General features: G+C 58.5%; 17 protein-coding genes and 1 tRNA gene. 11 read left to right on the top strand and 7 right to left on the bottom strand.

The genetic code is table 11. The features are described from left to right. Nucleotides 1-4: 4 nt before the first annotated feature. The 10 genes from tpiA to pnp all read left to right on the top strand — a co-directional run bounded on the left by tpiA (nucleotide 5) and on the right by pnp (nucleotide 10,253). Complete coding sequence (gene tpiA, locus Q668_RS03910) at nucleotides 5-763, top strand: triose-phosphate isomerase (RefSeq protein WP_081697549.1); 759 nt, start codon at nucleotides 5-7, stop codon at nucleotides 761-763. A gap of 24 nt (nucleotides 764-787) precedes the next feature. Continuing rightward, entirely contained in the window at nucleotides 788-1,171 is a 384-nt protein-coding gene (secG, locus tag Q668_RS03905; RefSeq protein ID WP_022988297.1) for a preprotein translocase subunit SecG, read from the top strand. A gap of 8 nt (nucleotides 1,172-1,179) precedes the next feature. Further along, nucleotides 1,180-1,264, top strand: a tRNA-Leu gene (locus Q668_RS03900). Between the two features lie 312 nt (nucleotides 1,265-1,576). Next, nucleotides 1,577-2,038 (top strand): ribosome maturation factor RimP, encoded by a 462-nt coding sequence (rimP, locus tag Q668_RS03895; protein ID WP_022988296.1) that lies wholly within the window; start codon nucleotides 1,577-1,579, stop codon nucleotides 2,036-2,038. Between the two features lie 54 nt (nucleotides 2,039-2,092). After that, complete coding sequence (gene nusA, locus Q668_RS03890; protein ID WP_022988295.1) at nucleotides 2,093-3,586, top strand: transcription termination factor NusA; 1,494 nt, start codon at nucleotides 2,093-2,095, stop codon at nucleotides 3,584-3,586. Between the two features lie 20 nt (nucleotides 3,587-3,606). Beyond that, complete coding sequence (gene infB, locus Q668_RS03885; protein ID WP_022988294.1) at nucleotides 3,607-6,141, top strand: translation initiation factor IF-2; 2,535 nt, start codon at nucleotides 3,607-3,609, stop codon at nucleotides 6,139-6,141. Beyond that, nucleotides 6,141-6,572, top strand: coding sequence for a 30S ribosome-binding factor RbfA (rbfA, locus tag Q668_RS03880; protein ID WP_022988293.1), 432 nt, complete (start codon nucleotides 6,141-6,143; stop codon nucleotides 6,570-6,572). The genes infB and rbfA overlap by 1 nt, the downstream gene beginning before the upstream one ends. Then, a complete protein-coding gene (gene truB / locus Q668_RS03875; protein ID WP_022988292.1) occupies nucleotides 6,569-7,492 on the top strand; it encodes a tRNA pseudouridine(55) synthase TruB in 924 nt (307 codons plus the stop codon). The genes rbfA and truB overlap by 4 nt, the downstream gene beginning before the upstream one ends. A gap of 78 nt (nucleotides 7,493-7,570) precedes the next feature. Next, a complete protein-coding gene (gene rpsO / locus Q668_RS03870) occupies nucleotides 7,571-7,840 on the top strand; it encodes a 30S ribosomal protein S15 (RefSeq protein WP_011786757.1) in 270 nt (89 codons plus the stop codon). Between the two features lie 298 nt (nucleotides 7,841-8,138). Then, nucleotides 8,139-10,253 carry a polyribonucleotide nucleotidyltransferase gene (pnp, locus tag Q668_RS03865; protein WP_227498287.1) on the top strand — a complete coding sequence of 705 codons (2,115 nt, stop codon included), beginning with the start codon at nucleotides 8,139-8,141 and terminating at the stop codon, nucleotides 10,251-10,253. Nucleotides 10,254-10,465: 212 nt separating this feature from the next. On the opposite strand, the gene Q668_RS03860 is transcribed toward pnp, so the two are convergent. The 3 genes from Q668_RS03860 to Q668_RS03850 all read right to left on the bottom strand — a co-directional run bounded on the left by Q668_RS03860 (nucleotide 10,466) and on the right by Q668_RS03850 (nucleotide 13,724). Further along, complete coding sequence (locus Q668_RS03860; protein WP_022988290.1) at nucleotides 10,466-11,341, bottom strand: alpha/beta hydrolase; 876 nt, start codon at nucleotides 11,339-11,341, stop codon at nucleotides 10,466-10,468. Continuing rightward, on the bottom strand, nucleotides 11,311-13,176 hold the full coding sequence (locus Q668_RS03855; protein WP_022988289.1) for a DUF4105 domain-containing protein: 1,866 nt from the start codon (nucleotides 13,174-13,176) through the stop codon (nucleotides 11,311-11,313). The genes Q668_RS03860 and Q668_RS03855 overlap by 31 nt, the downstream gene beginning before the upstream one ends. A gap of 83 nt (nucleotides 13,177-13,259) precedes the next feature. Then, the gene (locus tag Q668_RS03850; protein WP_022988288.1) at nucleotides 13,260-13,724 is read right to left on the bottom strand and encodes a DUF3015 domain-containing protein; all 465 of its coding nucleotides are present in this window, start codon (nucleotides 13,722-13,724) and stop codon (nucleotides 13,260-13,262) included. 363 nt (nucleotides 13,725-14,087) lie between these two features. Here Q668_RS03850 and Q668_RS03845 point away from each other — a divergent pair, with 363 nt between their 5' ends. Further along, on the top strand, nucleotides 14,088-14,477 hold the full coding sequence (locus Q668_RS03845; protein WP_022988287.1) for a hypothetical protein: 390 nt from the start codon (nucleotides 14,088-14,090) through the stop codon (nucleotides 14,475-14,477). A gap of 72 nt (nucleotides 14,478-14,549) precedes the next feature. Here the strand turns inward: Q668_RS03845 and Q668_RS03840 are convergent, their stop codons facing one another. Genes Q668_RS03840 through livH form a run of 4 tightly spaced genes read right to left on the bottom strand, consistent with a single transcriptional unit; the run spans nucleotide 14,550 to nucleotide 18,216 of the window. Further along, nucleotides 14,550-15,251 (bottom strand): ABC transporter ATP-binding protein, encoded by a 702-nt coding sequence (locus tag Q668_RS03840; protein WP_022988286.1) that lies wholly within the window; start codon nucleotides 15,249-15,251, stop codon nucleotides 14,550-14,552. A gap of 9 nt (nucleotides 15,252-15,260) precedes the next feature. Next, complete coding sequence (gene livG, locus Q668_RS03835; RefSeq protein WP_022988285.1) at nucleotides 15,261-16,016, bottom strand: high-affinity branched-chain amino acid ABC transporter ATP-binding protein LivG; 756 nt, start codon at nucleotides 16,014-16,016, stop codon at nucleotides 15,261-15,263. A 5-nt stretch (nucleotides 16,017-16,021) separates the two neighbouring features. Then, nucleotides 16,022-17,293 (bottom strand): high-affinity branched-chain amino acid ABC transporter permease LivM, encoded by a 1,272-nt coding sequence (locus tag Q668_RS03830; RefSeq protein WP_022988284.1) that lies wholly within the window; start codon nucleotides 17,291-17,293, stop codon nucleotides 16,022-16,024. Continuing rightward, a complete protein-coding gene (gene livH, locus Q668_RS03825; protein WP_022988283.1) occupies nucleotides 17,293-18,216 on the bottom strand; it encodes a high-affinity branched-chain amino acid ABC transporter permease LivH in 924 nt (307 codons plus the stop codon). The genes Q668_RS03830 and livH overlap by 1 nt, the downstream gene beginning before the upstream one ends. Nucleotides 18,217-18,287 lie beyond the last annotated feature (71 nt).

The following is an 18,287-nucleotide window of genomic DNA, read 5'->3' as shown; positions in this document are numbered from 1 at the left end:
AAGTATGCGTCGCAGGATTGTAGCCGGTAACTGGAAAATGAACGGGTCGAAAGACCTGGTGCAGCAACTGGTTGGCCCGGTTCGCGAGCAGGCTGGCCGTCTCGATAACGGTGCAAAGGTGGTGATTATTCCTCCTGCGCTGTATGTAAGTGCTGTTCAGGCTGAGGCAGGAGATGACCTGGCGACAGGTGTCCAGAACGTCAGCCAGTGGCAGTCCGGCGCCTACACCGGTGAAGTTTCCGCCGATATGGCCCGTGATATGGGGTGCGGCTACGTGCTGGTCGGGCACTCCGAGCGTCGCCAGCTGTTTGGCGAGACCGATGAAACGGTTGCAGCCAAGGTCGAACAGGTTCTGCAAAGCGGTCTGACGGCGGTGTTGTGCGTTGGAGAGACCCTTGAGCAGCGTGAGGCTGGTGATGCCGAGCGTGTTGTGGCCACCCAGGTGATACGCGGGCTGGCCCGTGTTGAGGGTGAAAGCTGGTCGCAGGTGGTTGTTGCCTACGAGCCTGTCTGGGCTATTGGCACGGGCAGAACCGCAACCGCAGAGGACGCCCAGGCTATGCATGCGGAAATCCGCAATGTGCTTTCGAGCATGAAAGCACCTGCCGAATCCATTTCGGTACTTTACGGCGGCAGCGTAAAAGCGGATAATGCGGCCGCTCTGTTTTCAGAGCCGGATATCGATGGTGGTCTTATTGGCGGAGCATCGCTGAAGGCCGATGAGTTTATCAGTATCTGTCGGGCATTCCCGGCGGGTGCGTAATCCGAAACGTTTACGAGAGTCTGTATGGATTGGTTGGAAACACTGGTAGTTGTAGTTCACGTCGTGATCGCCGTGGCGCTGGTGGGCCTGGTTCTGATCCAGCAGGGCAAGGGCGCTGATGCCGGTGCGGCATTTGGTGGCGGTGCCTCGCAGACGGTTTTCGGTAGTCAGGGCAGCGGCAGCTTCCTGACCAGGATGACCACCCTGATGGCGGTTGTCTTCTTTGTGACAAGTTTTTCGCTGGCGATCTTTGCCAAGCAGCGTGCTGAAGTCGCAGGTGAGGCGGGTATTCCGACAGTTCAGGAGTCTACCCAGGCCCCTGCAAGTGATAGCAGCGCGCCGGCTATTGACGAAGGCGCAGGTAGCGAAGCCGGGGCCGGGGAGTCTGATCTCCCTGACCTCGAGTAAAGAGTGTTGCCCGGGTGGTGAAACTGGTAGACACGCCATCTTGAGGGGGTGGTAGCGAAAGCTGTGCCGGTTCGAGTCCGGCCCCGGGCACCATATTTGAAGAAGACGGCTTGGCAAACCCAGGCCGTTTTTTTTGGTCAGTCCTTGACCACTCCGCGCGGTGTCCTCTATACTCCGGCGGTTATTGGAGTCAGTGTTTTTTCTGGCTTCCAGGCAGGCCAGGTGTCTGTCGGCAGAGAGCATGGTTGGGTTAGCTTTCTGCGAATTCTTGCAACAAAAGGCCCCATTTTCAGGGGCTTTTTGATTAAGGGGCCTGGCGCAAGGGCCCTGGTGCATAAAAGGGCTGATTAACAGCCCTTTTTTTGTTTTTGTACCCTGAAAATCTGAATACGGAGGCGGCGACACTTGTCAGCCAAGCTTAAACAACTGGAAGACATCCTGCGCCCGGTAGTGGAAGGGCTCGGATTTGAATTCTGGGGCATTGAATTTCGTTCCCGCGGGCATCAGTCCATGCTCCGGGTGTTTATTGATGATGCCGAAAACGGCATCAGCATTGAAGACTGTGAAAAAGTCAGTCGGCAGGTCAGCGGTGTGATGGATGTGGAAGACCCCATCCAGAGCGAATACACCCTGGAGGTTTCATCCCCGGGCATGGACCGGCCGTTGTTCCGCCTGGAACAGTACGAGGCGTTTGTCGGCCATAAAGTACAGATCAAGCTGCGCATGGCCTTCGAGGGTCGTCGCAAATTCCAGGGGCTGATCAAGGGCGTCGAGGGTGACGAGGTTGTGGTCGTGGTTGATGACCACGAGTACCTGTTGCCGTACGACAGCATTGAAAAGGCCAACATCATTCCGGTTTTTGAATGACACATTCGAACAAATCTGTAGATGTATCGATTATTTTGAGGGCAGGGCAATCCAATGAGTAAAGAGATCTTGCTGGTAGTGGAATCCGTCTCGAACGAGAAAGGCGTCGAGAAGGATGTGATTTTCGAGGCGATCGAACTCGCACTCGCTACCGCTGCCAAAAAACGTTACGAAGACGAAGAAGCCGACATCCGGGTTGCTATCGATCGCCGTACCGGCGAATACGAGACCTTCCGCCGCTGGCTGGTGGTAGACAACGATGCGGTTCCGGCACTGGGCACCGAGCTGACCATGCAGGAAGCCGAAGAGATTGATACCAATCTCCGGCCGGGCGACATGCACGAAGAGAAGGTGGAATCTGTGGCATTCGGGCGCATCGGTGCCCAGGCCGCCAAGCAGATCATCTTCCAGAAAGTGCGCGAAGCCGAGCGCATGAAGATTGTCGACAGCTACCGTGATCGCATCGGTGAGCTGGTATCCGGCACCGTCAAGAAGGTGACACGGGACAACGTTATTGTAGATCTCGGTGGTAACGCCGAAGCGCTGCTGCCCCGTGAGCACCTGATCCCGCGGGAAACCTTCCGCATGGGTGACCGGGTACGGGCCCTGCTGCTGGAAATCCGCACTGATCATCGCGGTCCGCAGCTGATTCTCAGCCGTACCGATGCCCAGATGCTGATCGAACTGTTCCGCATCGAGGTTCCGGAAATCGCCGAAGACCTGATCGAGATCCGTGGCGCCGCCCGTGATCCCGGTTCCCGCGCCAAGATCGCGGTGAAGACCAACGATCGCCGGATCGACCCTGTGGGTGCCTGTGTTGGTATGCGGGGCTCCCGCGTGCAGGCGGTCTCCAATGAGCTGGGCGGCGAGCGTGTAGACATCGTGCTGTACGACGACAACCCCGCGCAGCTGGTGATCAACGCCATGGCACCGGCAGAAGTGGCCTCCATTGTGATGGACGAAGACCGCCACACCATGGATGTCGCCGTCGCTGAAGATAATCTGGCGCAGGCCATTGGTCGTAATGGCCAGAACGTTCGCCTGGCCACTGAGCTGACCGGCTGGACCCTGAACGTGATGACCGAAGAAGAAGCCGGTGAGCGTCAGGAACAGGAATACAACCGCCTGGTTGAGCACTTCACCGCTCACCTGGACGTTGATGAAGAGTTTGCCGGTGTTCTGATCGAAGAAGGCTTCACGTCTATCGAAGAAGTGGCCTATGTACCGATGGAAGAAATGCTGGCGATCGAGGGCTTTGACGAAGACACCGTTTCTGAATTGCGCCGCCGTGCCAAAGACGTGCTGCTGAATCAGGCGCTGGCAAGTGAAGAAGCCCTGGAGGGTGCAGAACCCGCTGAAGATCTTCTGAATATGGAAGGTATGGACCGTGGCCTGGCGTTCAAACTCGCCGGGATGGGTGTTCGTACCATGGAAGATCTGGCCGAGCAGTCTGTGGATGATCTGCTTGATATTGAAGGTATGGATGAAGAGCGCGCCGGTCAGCTGATTATGATCGCACGCGCACCCTGGTTTGAAGACCAGGCCTGATTCGGGAGAGGAGGACCAGTATGGCTGAAGTAACGGTAAAACAACTGGCCGCAGATGTAGGCGCTCCCGTGGATCGTTTGCTGAAGCAGATCGTTGAAGCGGGCCTGAAAGCCCGCAGTGAGAACGACGCTGTCACCAGTGATGAGAAGCAGCAGTTGCTGGCTTATCTGAGAAAGACCCACGGTGAAGCTCAGGCAGAGCCGAACAAGATTACCCTGAAGCGTAAAACCACAACCACGTTGAAGGCCGGCAAGGCAAAAACCGTGAACGTGGAAGTACGCAAGCGCCGCACCTATATCAAGCGTGCGGAACTGCAGCCCGAGCCGGAGGTGGCAGCACCGAAGCCGGAAGAAGTGGCAGAGCAGCCGGTAGCGGAACAGCAAGCGCCGGAACAGGCACCGCAGGTAACTGCAGAACAGGCACAGCCGGAGACATCCGCTGCTGCCCCGGCACCGGAGCAGGAACAAGCTGCTGCCGAGCCGAAGAAAGCCCAGGAGCCCGAGCCGGCACCGGAGGACATTCCCATGCCTCCGCCGGAAGATGAAGGACGGGATCGCAAGCCCAAGAAGAAAAAAGAAAAGGTACGCGAGCGCGGCGACGAAATCGAAGAAGGCAAGCCCAAGAAGAAGCAGGCTGGTCATCGCGGCCCTCGCAGCCGTCCGGTTGAAGAACCTCTTGTTATTTCCGAGGACGATGAAGAAAACCGTCCTCGCAAGCAGCTGCGGGCTAAAAAGAAACCGAAAGAAAAGCGTCATGCTTTCGAGAGGCCAACCAAGCCCATGGTAAGAGAAGTACAGATTCCGGAAACCATCACCGTAGGTGACCTCGCCCAGCGTATGGCTGTCAAAGCTGCTGATGTTATTAAAACCCTGATGGGCATGGGCGTAATGGCCACCATCAATCAGGCGCTGGACCAGGAAACTGCGGTTCTGGTAACCGAAGAGCTGGGCCACAAGCCCAGGGCTGTCAGCGAAGATGCCTTTGAAGAAGAAGTGCTGAGTGAAATCACCGGCGACGACTCAGGCAAAGAGAAAATCAAGCGGGCACCGGTTGTCAGCGTGATGGGTCACGTTGACCACGGTAAAACCTCGCTGCTGGATTACATCCGTCGCGCCAAGGTTGCTGCCGGCGAGTCCGGTGGTATTACCCAGCATATCGGTGCCTACCACGTAGAAACTGATCACGGCATGGTGTCCTTCCTGGATACCCCGGGCCACGCGGCGTTTACCGCCATGCGTGCTCGCGGTGCCCAGTGTACTGATATCGTTATCCTGGTGGTGGCGGCCGATGACGGCGTTATGCCGCAAACCAAGGAAGCCGTTCAGCACGCCCGTTCTGCAGGCGTACCCCTGGTGGTTGCCATCAACAAGATGGACAAGGAAGAAGCTGATCCGGACCGCATCAAGAACGAGCTGTCTGCGCTGGACGTGATTCCGGAAGACTGGGGCGGCGACGTTCAGTTCGTGCCGGTTTCAGCGCATACCGGTATGGGTATCGACGACCTGCTGGAAGCGGTGCTGCTGCAGGCCGAGATCCTCGAGCTGGAAGCTTCTCCGGATGCGGCTGCCAAAGGTGTTGTGGTTGAATCCAGCCTGGAGCGTGGCCGTGGTTCCGTAGCCACTGTTCTGGTTCAGAACGGTACCCTGCGCCAGGGCGACATGGTGGTGGCGGGTTCCTTCTTCGGTAAGGTTCGCGCCATGACCGACGAAGCCGGGCGCCAGGTAAAAGAAGCTGGCCCCTCTATCCCGGTTGAGATTCTGGGCCTGAACGGCACGCCAGATGCCGGTGACGAGTTCTTCGCCGTAGCCGACGAGAAGAAGGCTAAGGAACTGGCTGAATTCCGTCAGACCCGCGAGCGCGAACAGCGTCTGCAGCGCCAGCAGGCGGCCAAGCTTGAAAACATGTTCGAGAACATGGGCAAAGACGAGGTCAAAACCCTCAACGTTGTGCTCAAGACCGACGTGCGTGGTTCCCTGGAAGCCATTACCAAGGCCCTGCAGGACCTGGGTAACGAAGAGGTTCAGGTGAAGATCGTGTCCTCTGGCGTGGGCGGCATTGCCGAGACCGACGTCAGCCTGGCCATGGCCACCAACGCCGTTATCTTCGGTTTCAACGTGCGTGCGGATACTGCATCCAAGCGCCTGGTTGAGCAGGAAGGCCTGGATCTGCGCTACTACAGCATCATCTATAACCTGATCGATGATGTGAAAGCGGCCCTGACTGGCATGCTCAAGCCGGAGTTCCGCGAAGATATCGTGGGCATCGCCGATGTGCGTGACGTGTTCCGTTCACCGAAGTTCGGCCAGGTGGCTGGCTGTATGGTGACCGAAGGTACCGTATACCGGAACAAGCCGATCCGCGTACTGCGTGACAACGTGGTGATCTTCGAAGGCGAGCTGGAATCCCTGCGTCGCTTCAAGGATGACGTGCCGGAAGTTCGCAACGGTATGGAATGTGGTATCGGTGTTAAAGGCTACGACGTGAAAGTGGGCGACCAGATCGAAGTATTCGATCGCGTCCGTGTTGAACGTCAGCTTGAATCCACGGGGGCCTGATGGCACGGGAATACAGTCGCGTAGAACGCATTGGCGACCAGATGCAGCGTGAGCTGGCCCAGCTCATCCAGCGCGAGGTGAAAGATCCTCGCGTTGGTATGGTCACGGTGAACGACGTAAAGGTCAGCCGTGACCTGGGCTACGCCGATATCTATGTTTCACTGCTGTCTACCGAAGAGCTCACCGAGGAATCGCCCGAGGTGAAGGAATCGCTGGCAGTGCTGAACAATGCCTCCGGCTTTTTGCGGGGCCAGGTAGGCCGTGCGATGAAACTGCGGGTGGTTCCCCACCTGCGCTTTCACTTCGATACCCTGCTGGGCCAGAGCCGTAAGATGGATCGGCTGATCCGCGAGGCGGTAGGCGACAAGCCGGCCGTACCCCGGGACGACAACGACGATCCCGTTTCCGACAACCCGGAGCGTGATGCTTGAGCCGTAGACGCAAAGGCCGTGATGTAAACGGCATTCTGGTGATCGACAAGCCTCAGGGCGTTACCTCCAACGGAATCCTGCAGCAGGTCAAGCGCCTGTATGGTGCGGCCAAGGCCGGCCATACCGGAGCGCTTGATCCGCTCGCCACCGGCGTATTGCCGCTGTGCTTCGGGGAGGCCACCAAGTTCTCCCAGATGATGCTGGACAGTGACAAGGCCTATATCACCACTGCGAAGTTGGGTATTCGTACCGAAACCGGCGACAGTGAAGGTGCGGTGGTGGAAGAAAAGCCTGTGCCGGCGCTGACCGAAGCGCAGGTGGAGGCTGTCCTGGAAAACTTCCGGGGCGATATTCAGCAGGTTCCTTCCATGTACTCTGCCCTGAAGCACCAGGGCAAGCCCCTGTACGAATACGCCCGCGAAGGCATCGTGATTGACCGGCCGGCCAGGCCTGTCACCATCTACGAGCTGAAGTTGCTGGCGGTGCGCGAGCAGGAGCTCGACCTGGCGGTCACCTGCACCAAGGGTACGTATATTCGCTCACTGGTCGAGGATATCGGCGAAGCCCTGGGATGCGGTGCCCATGTGTCTGCCCTGCGCAGAACCCTGGCCTCCGGTTACACCCTGGCAAATGCCCGTGATGTCAAAGACCTGGAAGCCATGCGTGAGCGGGGCGAGAGTCTGGATGGCCTGTTGCTGCCGCCGGAAAGCGCCCTGACCATGTTCCCCGAGCAACGGTTGGCGGGGCCTGCGCTGGTATCGATCTTGAACGGACAACCGGTTAGAATACCCGGTCAGTCTCTGGAAGGCTTCGTGCGCATTTATGGCGACCGTTCCTTTGTGGGGCTGGCTGAAGCTATGCCGGAAGGCGACGACACCAATCTGGTGCCGCGCCGGCTGGTAAAAAACAACGGCAGGTAACCCCTCCGTTGTTTAGCCGGGCTGTAGAGATGCGCGGTTCGGCCGGATTTAACAGCATCGCAACCTATGAGGTGTAATATGGCACTTTCTGCCAGTGAGAAAGCTCAGATCGTTAAGGATTTTCAGCAAGGTGATGGTGATACCGGTTCCCCTGAGGTTCAGGTAGCTCTGCTGAGCGCCAACATCAACAAGCTGCAGGATCACTTCAAGGCCAACAAGCAGGATCACCATTCCCGCCGCGGCCTGATCCGGATGGTAAACCAGCGTCGTAAGCTGCTGGACTACCTGAAGCGTAAAAACGCCGACCGTTACCTGGAACTCATCCAGCGTCTGGGTCTGCGTCGCTAATCCGGGTTTCGACCTGAAGGTAAAGGCCGGGCGTGTCCCGGCCTTTACCGCGCTTTTCTCCCGTTATTTTTACTGCAGTTGATTTGTCAGTGAAACCGAAGGATTTTCTCTGTCTAATGGAAAGCCGATATTGATAGCAGGTTGTTGAAAGCCCGGGTGCTGTCGGGAAACCACAGTCCCAGCCGGGGTTTTACAACAGCCTGTTAGCTTTCAGACGGGTTGCCTTTCGGTTCACAGGTCAGGCTGCTGCAGTTGAAACCCGAGTTCATAACTGAAAAAGCAGGAGTTTATTGTGGATCTGCAACCACGTATTAAAACGTTTGAAATGGGTGGCGAAACCTTCACCCTGGAAACTGGCCGCATCGCCCGCCAGGCCACTGGCGCAGTACTGGTCAGCTGTGGAGACATCTCCGTTCTGGGCACCGTTGTAGGCGCCAAAGAGCCCAAGCCGGGCCAGGGCTTCTTCCCCCTGACCGTGAACTACCAGGAAAAAACCTACGCAGCCGGTAAAATCCCGGGTGGCTTCTTCAAGCGTGAAGGTCGTCCGTCCGAGAAAGAGACCCTGACCTCCCGCCTGATCGACCGTCCGATCCGCCCGCTGTTCCCGAGCGGCTACATGAACGAAGTCCAGGTTGTGCTGACGGTTATGTCGTCCAGCAAGAACCAGGACCCGGACATCGCCGCCATGCTGGCTGCCTCTGCAGCCCTGGCCATCTCTGGTATCCCGTTTGACGGCCCGATTGGTGCTGCCCGTGTGGGTTACACCAACGAGAAAGGTTACTTCCTGAACCCGACCTTCGAAGAGCTGGGCAGCTCCCTGCTGGACATGGTTGTGGCCGGTACCGACGAAGCGGTACTGATGGTTGAGTCCGAGGCCAAGGGCCTGACTGAAGACCAGATGCTGGGCGCGGTACTGTTCGCCCACCAGGAAATGCAGACTGCCATCAACGCCATCAAGGAATTTGCTGCTGAAAACGGCAAGCCGCGCTGGGAATGGCAGCCTGAGGCAGAGAACACCGAGCTGCTGAACGCTATCAAGGCCGAATTCGGTGGTGCCATCGAAGAAGCCTACGCGATCCGCGACAAGATGGCCCGTTACGAGCGTCTGGGCGAGATCAAATCTGCCGCCGTTGAAAAACTGGCCGGTGAAGAAGAAGGCCAGCCTTCCGAAGAGGAAGTGAAGAAGTACTTCGGCAAGGTCGAGAAGTCTGTGGTTCGTCTGCAGGTTATCGAAGGCAAGCCGCGTATCGATGGCCGTGACAACAAGACCGTTCGCCCGATCAAGGTCGAAGTTGGTGTACTGCCGTCCGTTCACGGTTCCGCCCTGTTTACCCGTGGCGAGACCCAGGCCATCGTAACGGCCACCCTGGGTACCACCCGTGACGTGCAGATCATCGATGCCCTGGAAGGTGAGCGCAAAGACCCGTTCCTGTTCCACTACAACTTCCCTCCGTACTCCGTAGGTGAAGCTGGCCGTATGGGTAGCCCGGGCCGTCGTGAAATCGGTCATGGTCGCCTGGCCAAGCGTGGTGTAGCCGCGGTTATGCCGACCATCGAAGAATTCCCGTACGCCATCCGTGCGGTATCCGAGATCACTGAATCCAACGGTTCCAGCTCCATGGCTTCCGTATGTGGTTCTTCCCTGGCGCTGATGGACGCGGGTGTGCCCCTGAAGGCGCCGGTTGCCGGTATCGCCATGGGTCTGGTTAAGGAAGGCGATAAGTTTGCCGTTCTGACTGACATCCTGGGTGACGAAGACCACCTGGGCGACATGGACTTCAAGGTTGCCGGTACCAAAGACGGCGTAACTGCCCTGCAGATGGATATCAAAATCCAGGGTATTACCGACGAAATCATGGAAATCGCCCTGGAGCAGGCCAACGCTGCGCGTCTGCACATCCTGGACGAGATGAACAAGGTTATCGCCGAGCCCCGCGCCGAGCTGTCTGAGCGCGCTCCGAGCATCACCACCATCAAGATCCATCCGGACAAGATCCGTGATGTTATCGGTAAGGGTGGTGCTACCATCCGTGGTATCTGCGACGAGACCGGTGCGTCCATCGACCTGGACGACGACGGCAACGTGAAAATCTACGCCGCTGATGCCGCCGCCGCTCAGGCTGCTGTAAACCGGGTCAAGGAAATCACTGCCGAGATCGAAGTGGGCGCAATCTACAAGGGCCGCGTTGAGCGCATTGTGGACTTCGGTGCCTTCGTTAACATCCTGCCGGGTAAGGATGGTCTGGTACATATCTCCCAGATCTCCGAGCGCCGCATCGAGAACGTGACTGATGAGCTGAGCGAAGGTCAGGAAGTTCTGGTTAAGGTTCTGGATGTCGACAACCGTGGCCGCGTGAAGCTGTCCATGAAGGAAGTTAAGGAAGGCGAGCAGCCGACTGACTTCGCTGACTGATTTTTCAGTTAGTCAGTAACACGAAAACCCGCCACAGAAGGCGGGTTTTTTCGTTTATGGGCCTTGTAGCTTTGGAGCCTGCAGAGGTTGGGGGAAGTCTTTCCAAAAGACGCTACGAGCACATCCTTGTGCGCTTCTTTCGGGCCGTCCATGGCCCTCAAGACTTTTGGAAAGACTTCCCCCAACCTCTGCGCCAGATGGCCTGCTGGCCTCTAAAAGTCTTTTTCCATAAAATCCAGCACTGCCTCCCTGTACGCCGGAATTACAAACGTCGCCGCATGGGGAGTATCTGTTCGCAAAAATTCCTTCGGCTGCTCCGCCGCTTCATACAACCGCACACCATGCTCGAACGGAATAATGCCATCACGCACGCTGTGGATAATCATCACCGGCACCGGTGACACACCGGCGATCCTGTCGGTGCCTTCGTAGTCATCCGGAATGGTCCAGCTCAGGGGGTACTGGAACGGCCAGGTGAGCCAGAACAGGCCGAGCTTCTCCCGGGCGATGTAGCGGAAGCCGGAGAAGGTGCCGTCGAGGATGAGGCCATTGAGTTCGGGTTGTTCGTTGCGCTGCACCCATTCGCTGGCGAGGGCAACGCCCAGGGCTCCACCGAGGCTCTGGCCCAGCAGGTAAAGCGGGCGGTTGTGTGTGTCTTCCTGTTCGATCAGCCAGCGTAGGCCGGTTTCTACGTCGTGTAAAGCGCCTTCGATATCGGGTGCACCAGTAGACTGGCCGTAACCGCGATAGTCGAGGGTGAATACGTTGTAGCCCTGTTCTGGCAGCCATGCGGCGTTGAGGATGTGGGCGCTGACGTTCTGGGCGTTGCCGTGCAGGTAGTAAACCGTGCCCTTGGCGGGCTCGTCGGTGAGGGCCGGGAGCCACCAGCCGTGGAGGGTTTCGCCGTCTGCAGTGTCGAGGTAGATATCCTGGTAGTCCAGGTTGAGGCGATCCGGGGTGATGTAGGTGGTTTTGTCCGGGTAGAAGAACACGCTGCTGCAGCCGGTTTGCAGCAGTGCGGTGATGGCCAGCAGGGCGACGATGGCCGCCCTGGGGTTCAGAAGTAGGCGTGAAGGCCGGCTTGCCATGTGCTTTGGTACCTGTCGAAGTGGTCTTCCCGGGTGAATTTGGCGAATACGCTGAACTCCCGGCCGATGTGCCAGTTGCCTTCGGCGTACAGCTGGTCTTGCCGGTGCTGGCTGCTGATGATCCAGGCCTTGGTTTTTGCGCCGGCCAGCAGGCTGAAGCGGTTGTTCTGGTGCAGCAGGCCGAGGTCTGCACCGGGGGCGAAATCGTGGCCGCGGCGCAGGTCGTCATCGATTTCCACATCGGCGGTGGCAATGGCGAACGCCTGGGTATTCTGGCCAAGGCCCCAGCTGCCACCGGCACCACCTTCCAGGTAGGGCGTGAGCACGCGGTTATCACCGGTATCGGTGCGGCGGCCACCAAAGCCCACCTGCCACGAGATTGGCGAGAAGAACTGGTTTCTCGGGCTCAGGGAGCGGATTTCCACCCCGGTGATCTGCTCTACCTGCAGTTCGTCGTTGTCGTGGTAGAGGCGGGCGTCGAGGCGCAGGAATTGCAGCTGCGCACCGGTGCGGTAACCGGCGGGCGGGTCCAGCACATCGTGGTAGGCGGGCCGGAGAGTCAGCTGGGTGAACTCGCTGTGGGCCATTTGGCCGGAGCCCAGGCTCAGGCGGAAGGTGTCATGGCCCTGGTCGTCGCGGATGTCAGGCTCCGGTACCTTGGGCAGTTCTTCCGCCCCGTCAATCTGGCTGCGGGATACCAGCAGCTGGTGGGACAGCGGTGCCGCATGCTCCCGGGGCCAGCCTTCGGCTTCGCTCTGGTAGCGCACGTAGTCGTAGGTCGCGTCCAGCAATTGGGCACGGTCGTTCTTCTCCAGCTCCCGGACTTCCGGCCCGTTCACATCCACATAGCCGTTGGCGACCGCAGCGGCGATGGTCCGGTGTTCAGGAGGCAGGCTGTCGAGGCTGTGGGCAACGGAGGTGGCGGCGGAGGGGCGGTAATGAATGCTTTCCACAAGCCCGGCATCCCTTACCCAGCGCACGGTGTCAGAGGGGATGGCGTGAGTGCTTACTTCGTCGAGCAGGTCAGTGCCCGGGCGGGCGGCGTCAATCAGTGCCAGCAGGCGGTAGGCACAGTTTTCGTCGAAGAAGTAATAGTCAAAGTTCTTGTCCTGAATCTCCCAGGTATGGGCCAGCAGCGTGTCTACCTCCGGCTGGGTGAGGTTCAGGGTGTATTCCCACAGGTCCCGGTGTTCGATGTCGTTGTACAGCCGGATCATTTCGTAATATGGCTGGATAGCTGTGATGCCCGGATAGCCTCCGAAGATTCCGCGATACGCAAACAGCAGTTCGCTGTCGTGTTCGGCGGCATCGGCTGCGTAGGAAATGGTGTTGGCCAGCAGCAGATCGGTTTCTTCGTCGTCCTGGGGCGGGTCCAGCCGCAGGAAGGTGTGGCCGAACATGGAGGACGGGCTGTTCAGGTACGAGGCCGCAAACACCAGGGTGACTTTCTCGGTGTTCAGGGTCTCGGCCCATTCGTCGTAAGCCGGGCAGTCTACCGGGGTGTTCGGTAAATCCAGTTGTTCCCGCAACCAGGCATCCCGGGCCGGGAAACGGCAGCGGGCATGGTCATCACCACCGCCGGGCTGGCGGATGGCTTCCAGGGTTGCCTGTAGTTCTGCTTCCGGTGAGGTTTTGCCATTCTCGCTCAGGAAAAACGCAGGGTCGTCTGCCTGGCTGGTGAAACCGGAGCCCAGGGCATCCTGGTGGTAGTGGCCAAGTGTGAGCCATACCGGATGTTCGTGAAGGTTGTCGGGAATGGCGGCAAAGGTTGCCGGGGTTGCGAGTGAACATGCAAGCCAGAGTGCAGCCTGCCCAGTGCGCAAGGGGTAGCCCATGGGAATTGTTTACGTCCGGTTTAGATTGGTACGGCGATAGTGCGCCATCCATGGCGCGGGTTCAATCCTTCGGGTTTAGCCGTTCAGGCGGCTACGTACTTGCTCAGAGACTCGTCCTGTTCCATCAGGGAAACGATGGAATCTACCGCTTCACCGGAGGTGGTGTCAGAGTTCGGGAAAATGGCTGCAAAGTTCTCTTGCAGTACTTTGCGGAAGGTATCACGGTCGGCTTCTTCTACACCCAGCAGAACGGCCAGGGTGTCCAGGTTTTCGCCGGAACCACGGGACATGTCACGGGCAACCTTGTCGATGTTGCTGTCCATGTACATAGCCATGGATTGAACAGACTGGTTGGTGGAGCAGCCCAGAGTACCGGTGGTCATACCGAAAGTCTGGTTGCCGAAGGTTGCGTTGGTGGTGGCGGCCAGTACGTGTGGAGCAATACCGGATTGACCTTTCCAGATCATGGCGCCAACACCACAGCCAGGCTGGGCGAATGCCATGGAAGATGCGCCAAGAAGAATTGCACCTGCGATCAGTTTTTTCATTATCCACTCCTTTATGTGGTTTTTTGCTTCGTCGCATACCCTGCAACCGGAATTTCCTGGGTTGGCTGCAAGACAACGGCCCCGGCCGGTGCCGGTTTGGTTGAAGACCGTTACTACGAGTATAGATCAAAACTGGCTTGGGTAAATAAATCAGTGTATTGGAAGAGGGAAGGGGTGGCGGGGAGGCGTGGCGAAGAGGTTTCTTATGCCTAAATGTGATGGTTTTCTCAAAATTTAACCGATCTTGTCATAAGCAGGCACTTTCAGTATAGTGCGCGCGGCCATGACGGCCGAGTAACAACACATGGAGAAGTTTTGTGAAAAAAAGCACTGATTGCATCTACCCTTCTGGTGGCCGGCGCAATGTCCGGTTGTTCCTCCCTGAATGTCAGCTCTAACCCGGTTCCCCTGCATGGCAGCGTGACCACCGATATCAAGGCCGATATCGAAGTGGGTGAGAAGATTACTGGCAAATCCTCCGCAACCAAGATCCTGTTCTTCACCATGAGTGACGACAGCGAATACGCCGATGGCATGACCTACGGCAACGGCGGCGGCAGCGGTCTGGGGCTGGGTGGCCTGGATCCGGTTTCTGCGGTGAAGTCTGCTGCTGCCTATAATGCCATCAAAACCTCTGGCGCCGATGTGATTGTAGCTCCACGCTACATCGTAAAGAAGAATGACTATCTTGTTTACGGCACCATCGACGTAACCGTTGAAGGTTATAAGGGCACGATCCGCAGCGTAGAGTAACGGATCTGGCCATGCCAGAAAAAAGCCGGAGCAGGGCAGGACCTCTCCGGCTTTTGTGTTTTTCAGGCAGCCTTAACCCCCCAGATACGCCTCCCGCACCTCCGGGTTCGCCAGCAGGTTTTTGCCGGTGTCGTGCAGGCGAATAAGACCAGTCTCCAGTACATAGCCACGGTCTGCCAGGTTCAATGCCTGATGGGCGTTCTGCTCCACCAGGAAGACTGTAATGCCTTCTTCGCGCAGGTGACCGATGATCTCGAAGATCTGCTGGATGATGATCGGCGCCAGACCCAGTGACGGTTCATCCAGAATGATCATTCTGGGTTTGCTCATCAGTGCCCGGCCGATGGCCAGCATCTGCTGTTCACCGCCCGACATGGTGCCGGCCCTCTGGTGCTCCCGCTCTTTCAGGCGCGGGAACAGCTCGTAAACGTGATCCTGACTTTTGCGGATTTCGGCCTTGGTGTTGAAGAACCCCCCCATGTGCAGGTTCTCTTCCACCGTCAGCCCCGAGAACACCCGGCGGCCTTCGGGCACAATTGCAATGCCGGAGCGCATGATGTTGGAGGTGGCTTCATTGGTAATGTCGCGCCCCTCCAGAATTACCCGCCCGGAGCTGGCCTGCGGGCTTCCGCAGACGGTCATCAGCAGAGTGGTTTTGCCGGCGCCGTTGGCACCGATCAGGGAGACAATTTCGCCTTTGTTCACCTCCACAGACACCCCGTGCAAGGCCTCGATCTTGCCGTAGTGGGTATGAACGTTTTCCAGTACTAGCATGGTGTTTCCTCAGGCCTCGCCCAGATAGGCTTTGATCACATCGTCGTTCTGGCGGACTTCTGCCGGGGTGCCGCTGGCCAGGGGGCGGCCCTGGTTGATCACGGTTATCCGGTCGGAAATGTCCATAACCAGGCTCATGTCGTGCTCGATCAGCAGTACCGACACGTTGTAGTCGGACTTCAGGCTGACAATCAGCTGGTTGAGGTCTTTGGTTTCGGCCGGGTTCAGGCCGGCGGCGGGTTCGTCAAGCATCAGCAGCTTGGGCTCGGTCACCATGCAGCGGGCAATTTCCAGCCGTCGCTGCTGGCCGTAGGCCAGGTTACCGGCTTCCCGGTTGGCCAGGTCCAGCAGGCCTACCCGGTCGAGCCAGTAGGTGGCCCTGTCCAGTGACTTCTGTTCCCGCTCCCGGTAGTTCGGGGTTTTAATCAGGCCTGCCAGCAGGTTGGTGTTCAGGTGCCGGTGCTGGGCCACCAGCAGGTTTTCCACCACCGTCATCTGGTTGAACAGCCGCACGTGCTGGAAGGTGCGTACCATACCCAGCCGGGAGATCTTGTAGTCAGGCGTGCCCTGAATCTCCCGCCCTTCGAAAAGGATCTTGCCGCCGGTCGGCTTGTAGAACCCGCTGATGCAGTTGAACACCGTGGTTTTACCGGCTCCGTTCGGGCCGATGATCGATACGATTTCCCGTTCCTGTACGTCCAGGCTTACCTGGTCGACTGCCAGCAGGCCGCCAAAGCGCATGGACAGATTGGATACTTCTAGCATGCCTGTCACTCCTGCCGTTTCAGTTCAATGTGAATCCTGCGCATGGGCATCAGCCCCTGCGGCCGCCAGACCATCATCAGCACCATGGCAGCACCGAAGATCAGCATGCGGTAATCGGCAAACTCCCGGGCCAGCTCCGGCAGGATGGTGACCGCAATAGCGGCGAGGATCACGCCGATCTGCGAGCCCATGCCGCCCAGCACCACAATGGCCAGGATGATGGCGGATTCCAGGAACACGAACGACTCCGGGCTGATAAAGCCCTGCTTGGAGGCAAACACCGTACCGGCGAAGCCGGCAAAGAAAGCACCGATGGTGAAGGCGGAGAGCTTCACCGCCGTGCGGCTGAGGCCGAGCGAACGGGCAGCAATTTCATCTTCCCGCAGGGCTTCCCAGGCCCGGCCAACGGGCATGCGCATCAGCCGGCGGATTACCAGTGCGGTAATCACCGCCAGCACCAGGGCAATCAGGTACAGGAAGATCACCTTGTGCTCGCCGCTGTAGGCAATGCCAAAGGTTTCGTGGAAGGAGGTATTGCCTTCTTCCTTCACCCGCCGGCCGAATTCCATGCCGAACAGGGTGGGTTCGGGAATGCCGCCAATGCCGTTGGGGCCGCCGGTGACCGCCGTCCAGTTATTCAGGAGGATGCGGATAATTTCCCCGAAGCCGAGGGTCACGATGGCCAGGTAATCGCCCCGTAACCGCAGTACCGGAAAACCCAGCACCAGGCCGAACAAGGCCGCCAGGCAGGCACCAATGGGCAAGGCCGCCCAGAAGCTGAAGCCGAAATACTGCGACAGCAGCGCAAAGGTGTAGGCACCTACCGCGTAAAAAGCCACGTAGCCCAGGTCCAGCAGGCCAGCCAGGCCAACCACCACGTTCAGGCCCAGTGCGAGCATGACGTAGATCAGCACCAGCGTCGCGAGGTCCACCGAGCCGCGGGACACCAGAAACGGCCAGAACAGGGCAAATACCACAATGGCAGTAAGCGCCCAGGATTCCAGCTTTGCCCGTTTGGCCTGGGGCATGGGCTCGCGCCCGCTCAGCGGGTTCAGTTTCGGCAGTTTGCCCAGGTTACCCATAATGCTGTCGCGGAACAGCTGGAAGAAAAACACCACGAATGCGGCCAGTACCACCGAGATCACGGTAGACGTGGGGGCGCCTTCCAGGCCCACCTTTGTGCCCTGGGCCACCAGGTTCAGGCCCAGAATGGGGTAGGCAATAATCAGTGTTACGATTGCGCAGAACAGCGCATGTTTGAAGTTGGGAGTGGCCATCAGATCTTCTCAACCTCCGGTTTGCCAAGCAGTCCGGTGGGTTTGAACAGCAGGATCAGGATCAGCAGGCTGAACGACACCACGTCTTTGTATTCACCACTGAGGTAGCCGGACGTCATGCTTTCTGCCACACCCAGAATCAGGCCGCCGAGCATGGCGCCCGGAATGCTGCCAATGCCGCCCAGTACCGCTGCGGTAAAGGCCTTCAGGCCGGCAATAAAGCCGAACAGCGGGTCAACCGAGCCGTAGTACATACCCAGCAACAGGCCGGCCACCGCAGCCAGCGCCGCGCCAATCACAAAGGTGGCAGAGATGATGCGGTTGGTGTCGATACCCAGCAGGTTGGCCATGCCCAGATCCTGCGACACGGCGCGGCAGGCGCGGCCGATACGGGAGCGGGAGATAAACAGGCTGAGGATGGTCATGCACACCAGGGTGGTGATAAAAATGGTGATTTGCATGTAAGACAATGAAAGCTGGAAGCCCTCTGCCGAACCGAAGCGGAAGCTGCCTTCCATCAGGGCCGGAAAACCGATGTTGCGTGAGCCCTGGGCCAGGTGCACATAGTTCTGCAGGAAAATGGACATGCCGATGGCGGAAATCAGGGGGATCAGCCGGTGCCGGCCTCGAACCGGTCGGTAGGCAACCCGTTCGACCGCCCAGCCCATGGAGCTGGACACAATCACGGCGCACAGCAGCGCGACAATCAGGATCAGGGGAAGCCAGGCAATGCCGAGGGTAGCCAGGCCGGTAATGGCAATAAGCGCGGTGTAGGCGCCGATCATATAGATTTCGCCGTGGGCGAAGTTGATCATGCCGATGATGCCGTAAACCATCGTGTAGCCGATGGCGATCAGGGCGTAGGTGCTCCCGATCGTCAGCCCGTTAATGAGCTGCTGAAAGAAATACAGGAGGTCTTGCATGGGTGTGGAGCTCCGAGAAACAGCGCCCAGAAAGGCACCTTCCCCCGGATCACGGCGGGAAGGTGCCCTCG

Origin of the sequence: Marinobacter sp. ES-1 (genome assembly GCF_000475255.1) — a bacterium.
In the GTDB taxonomy this organism is placed as follows: Bacteria; Pseudomonadota; Gammaproteobacteria; order Pseudomonadales; family Oleiphilaceae; genus Marinobacter; species Marinobacter vinifirmus.
This window is presented reverse-complemented; position numbering and strand designations above follow the sequence as displayed.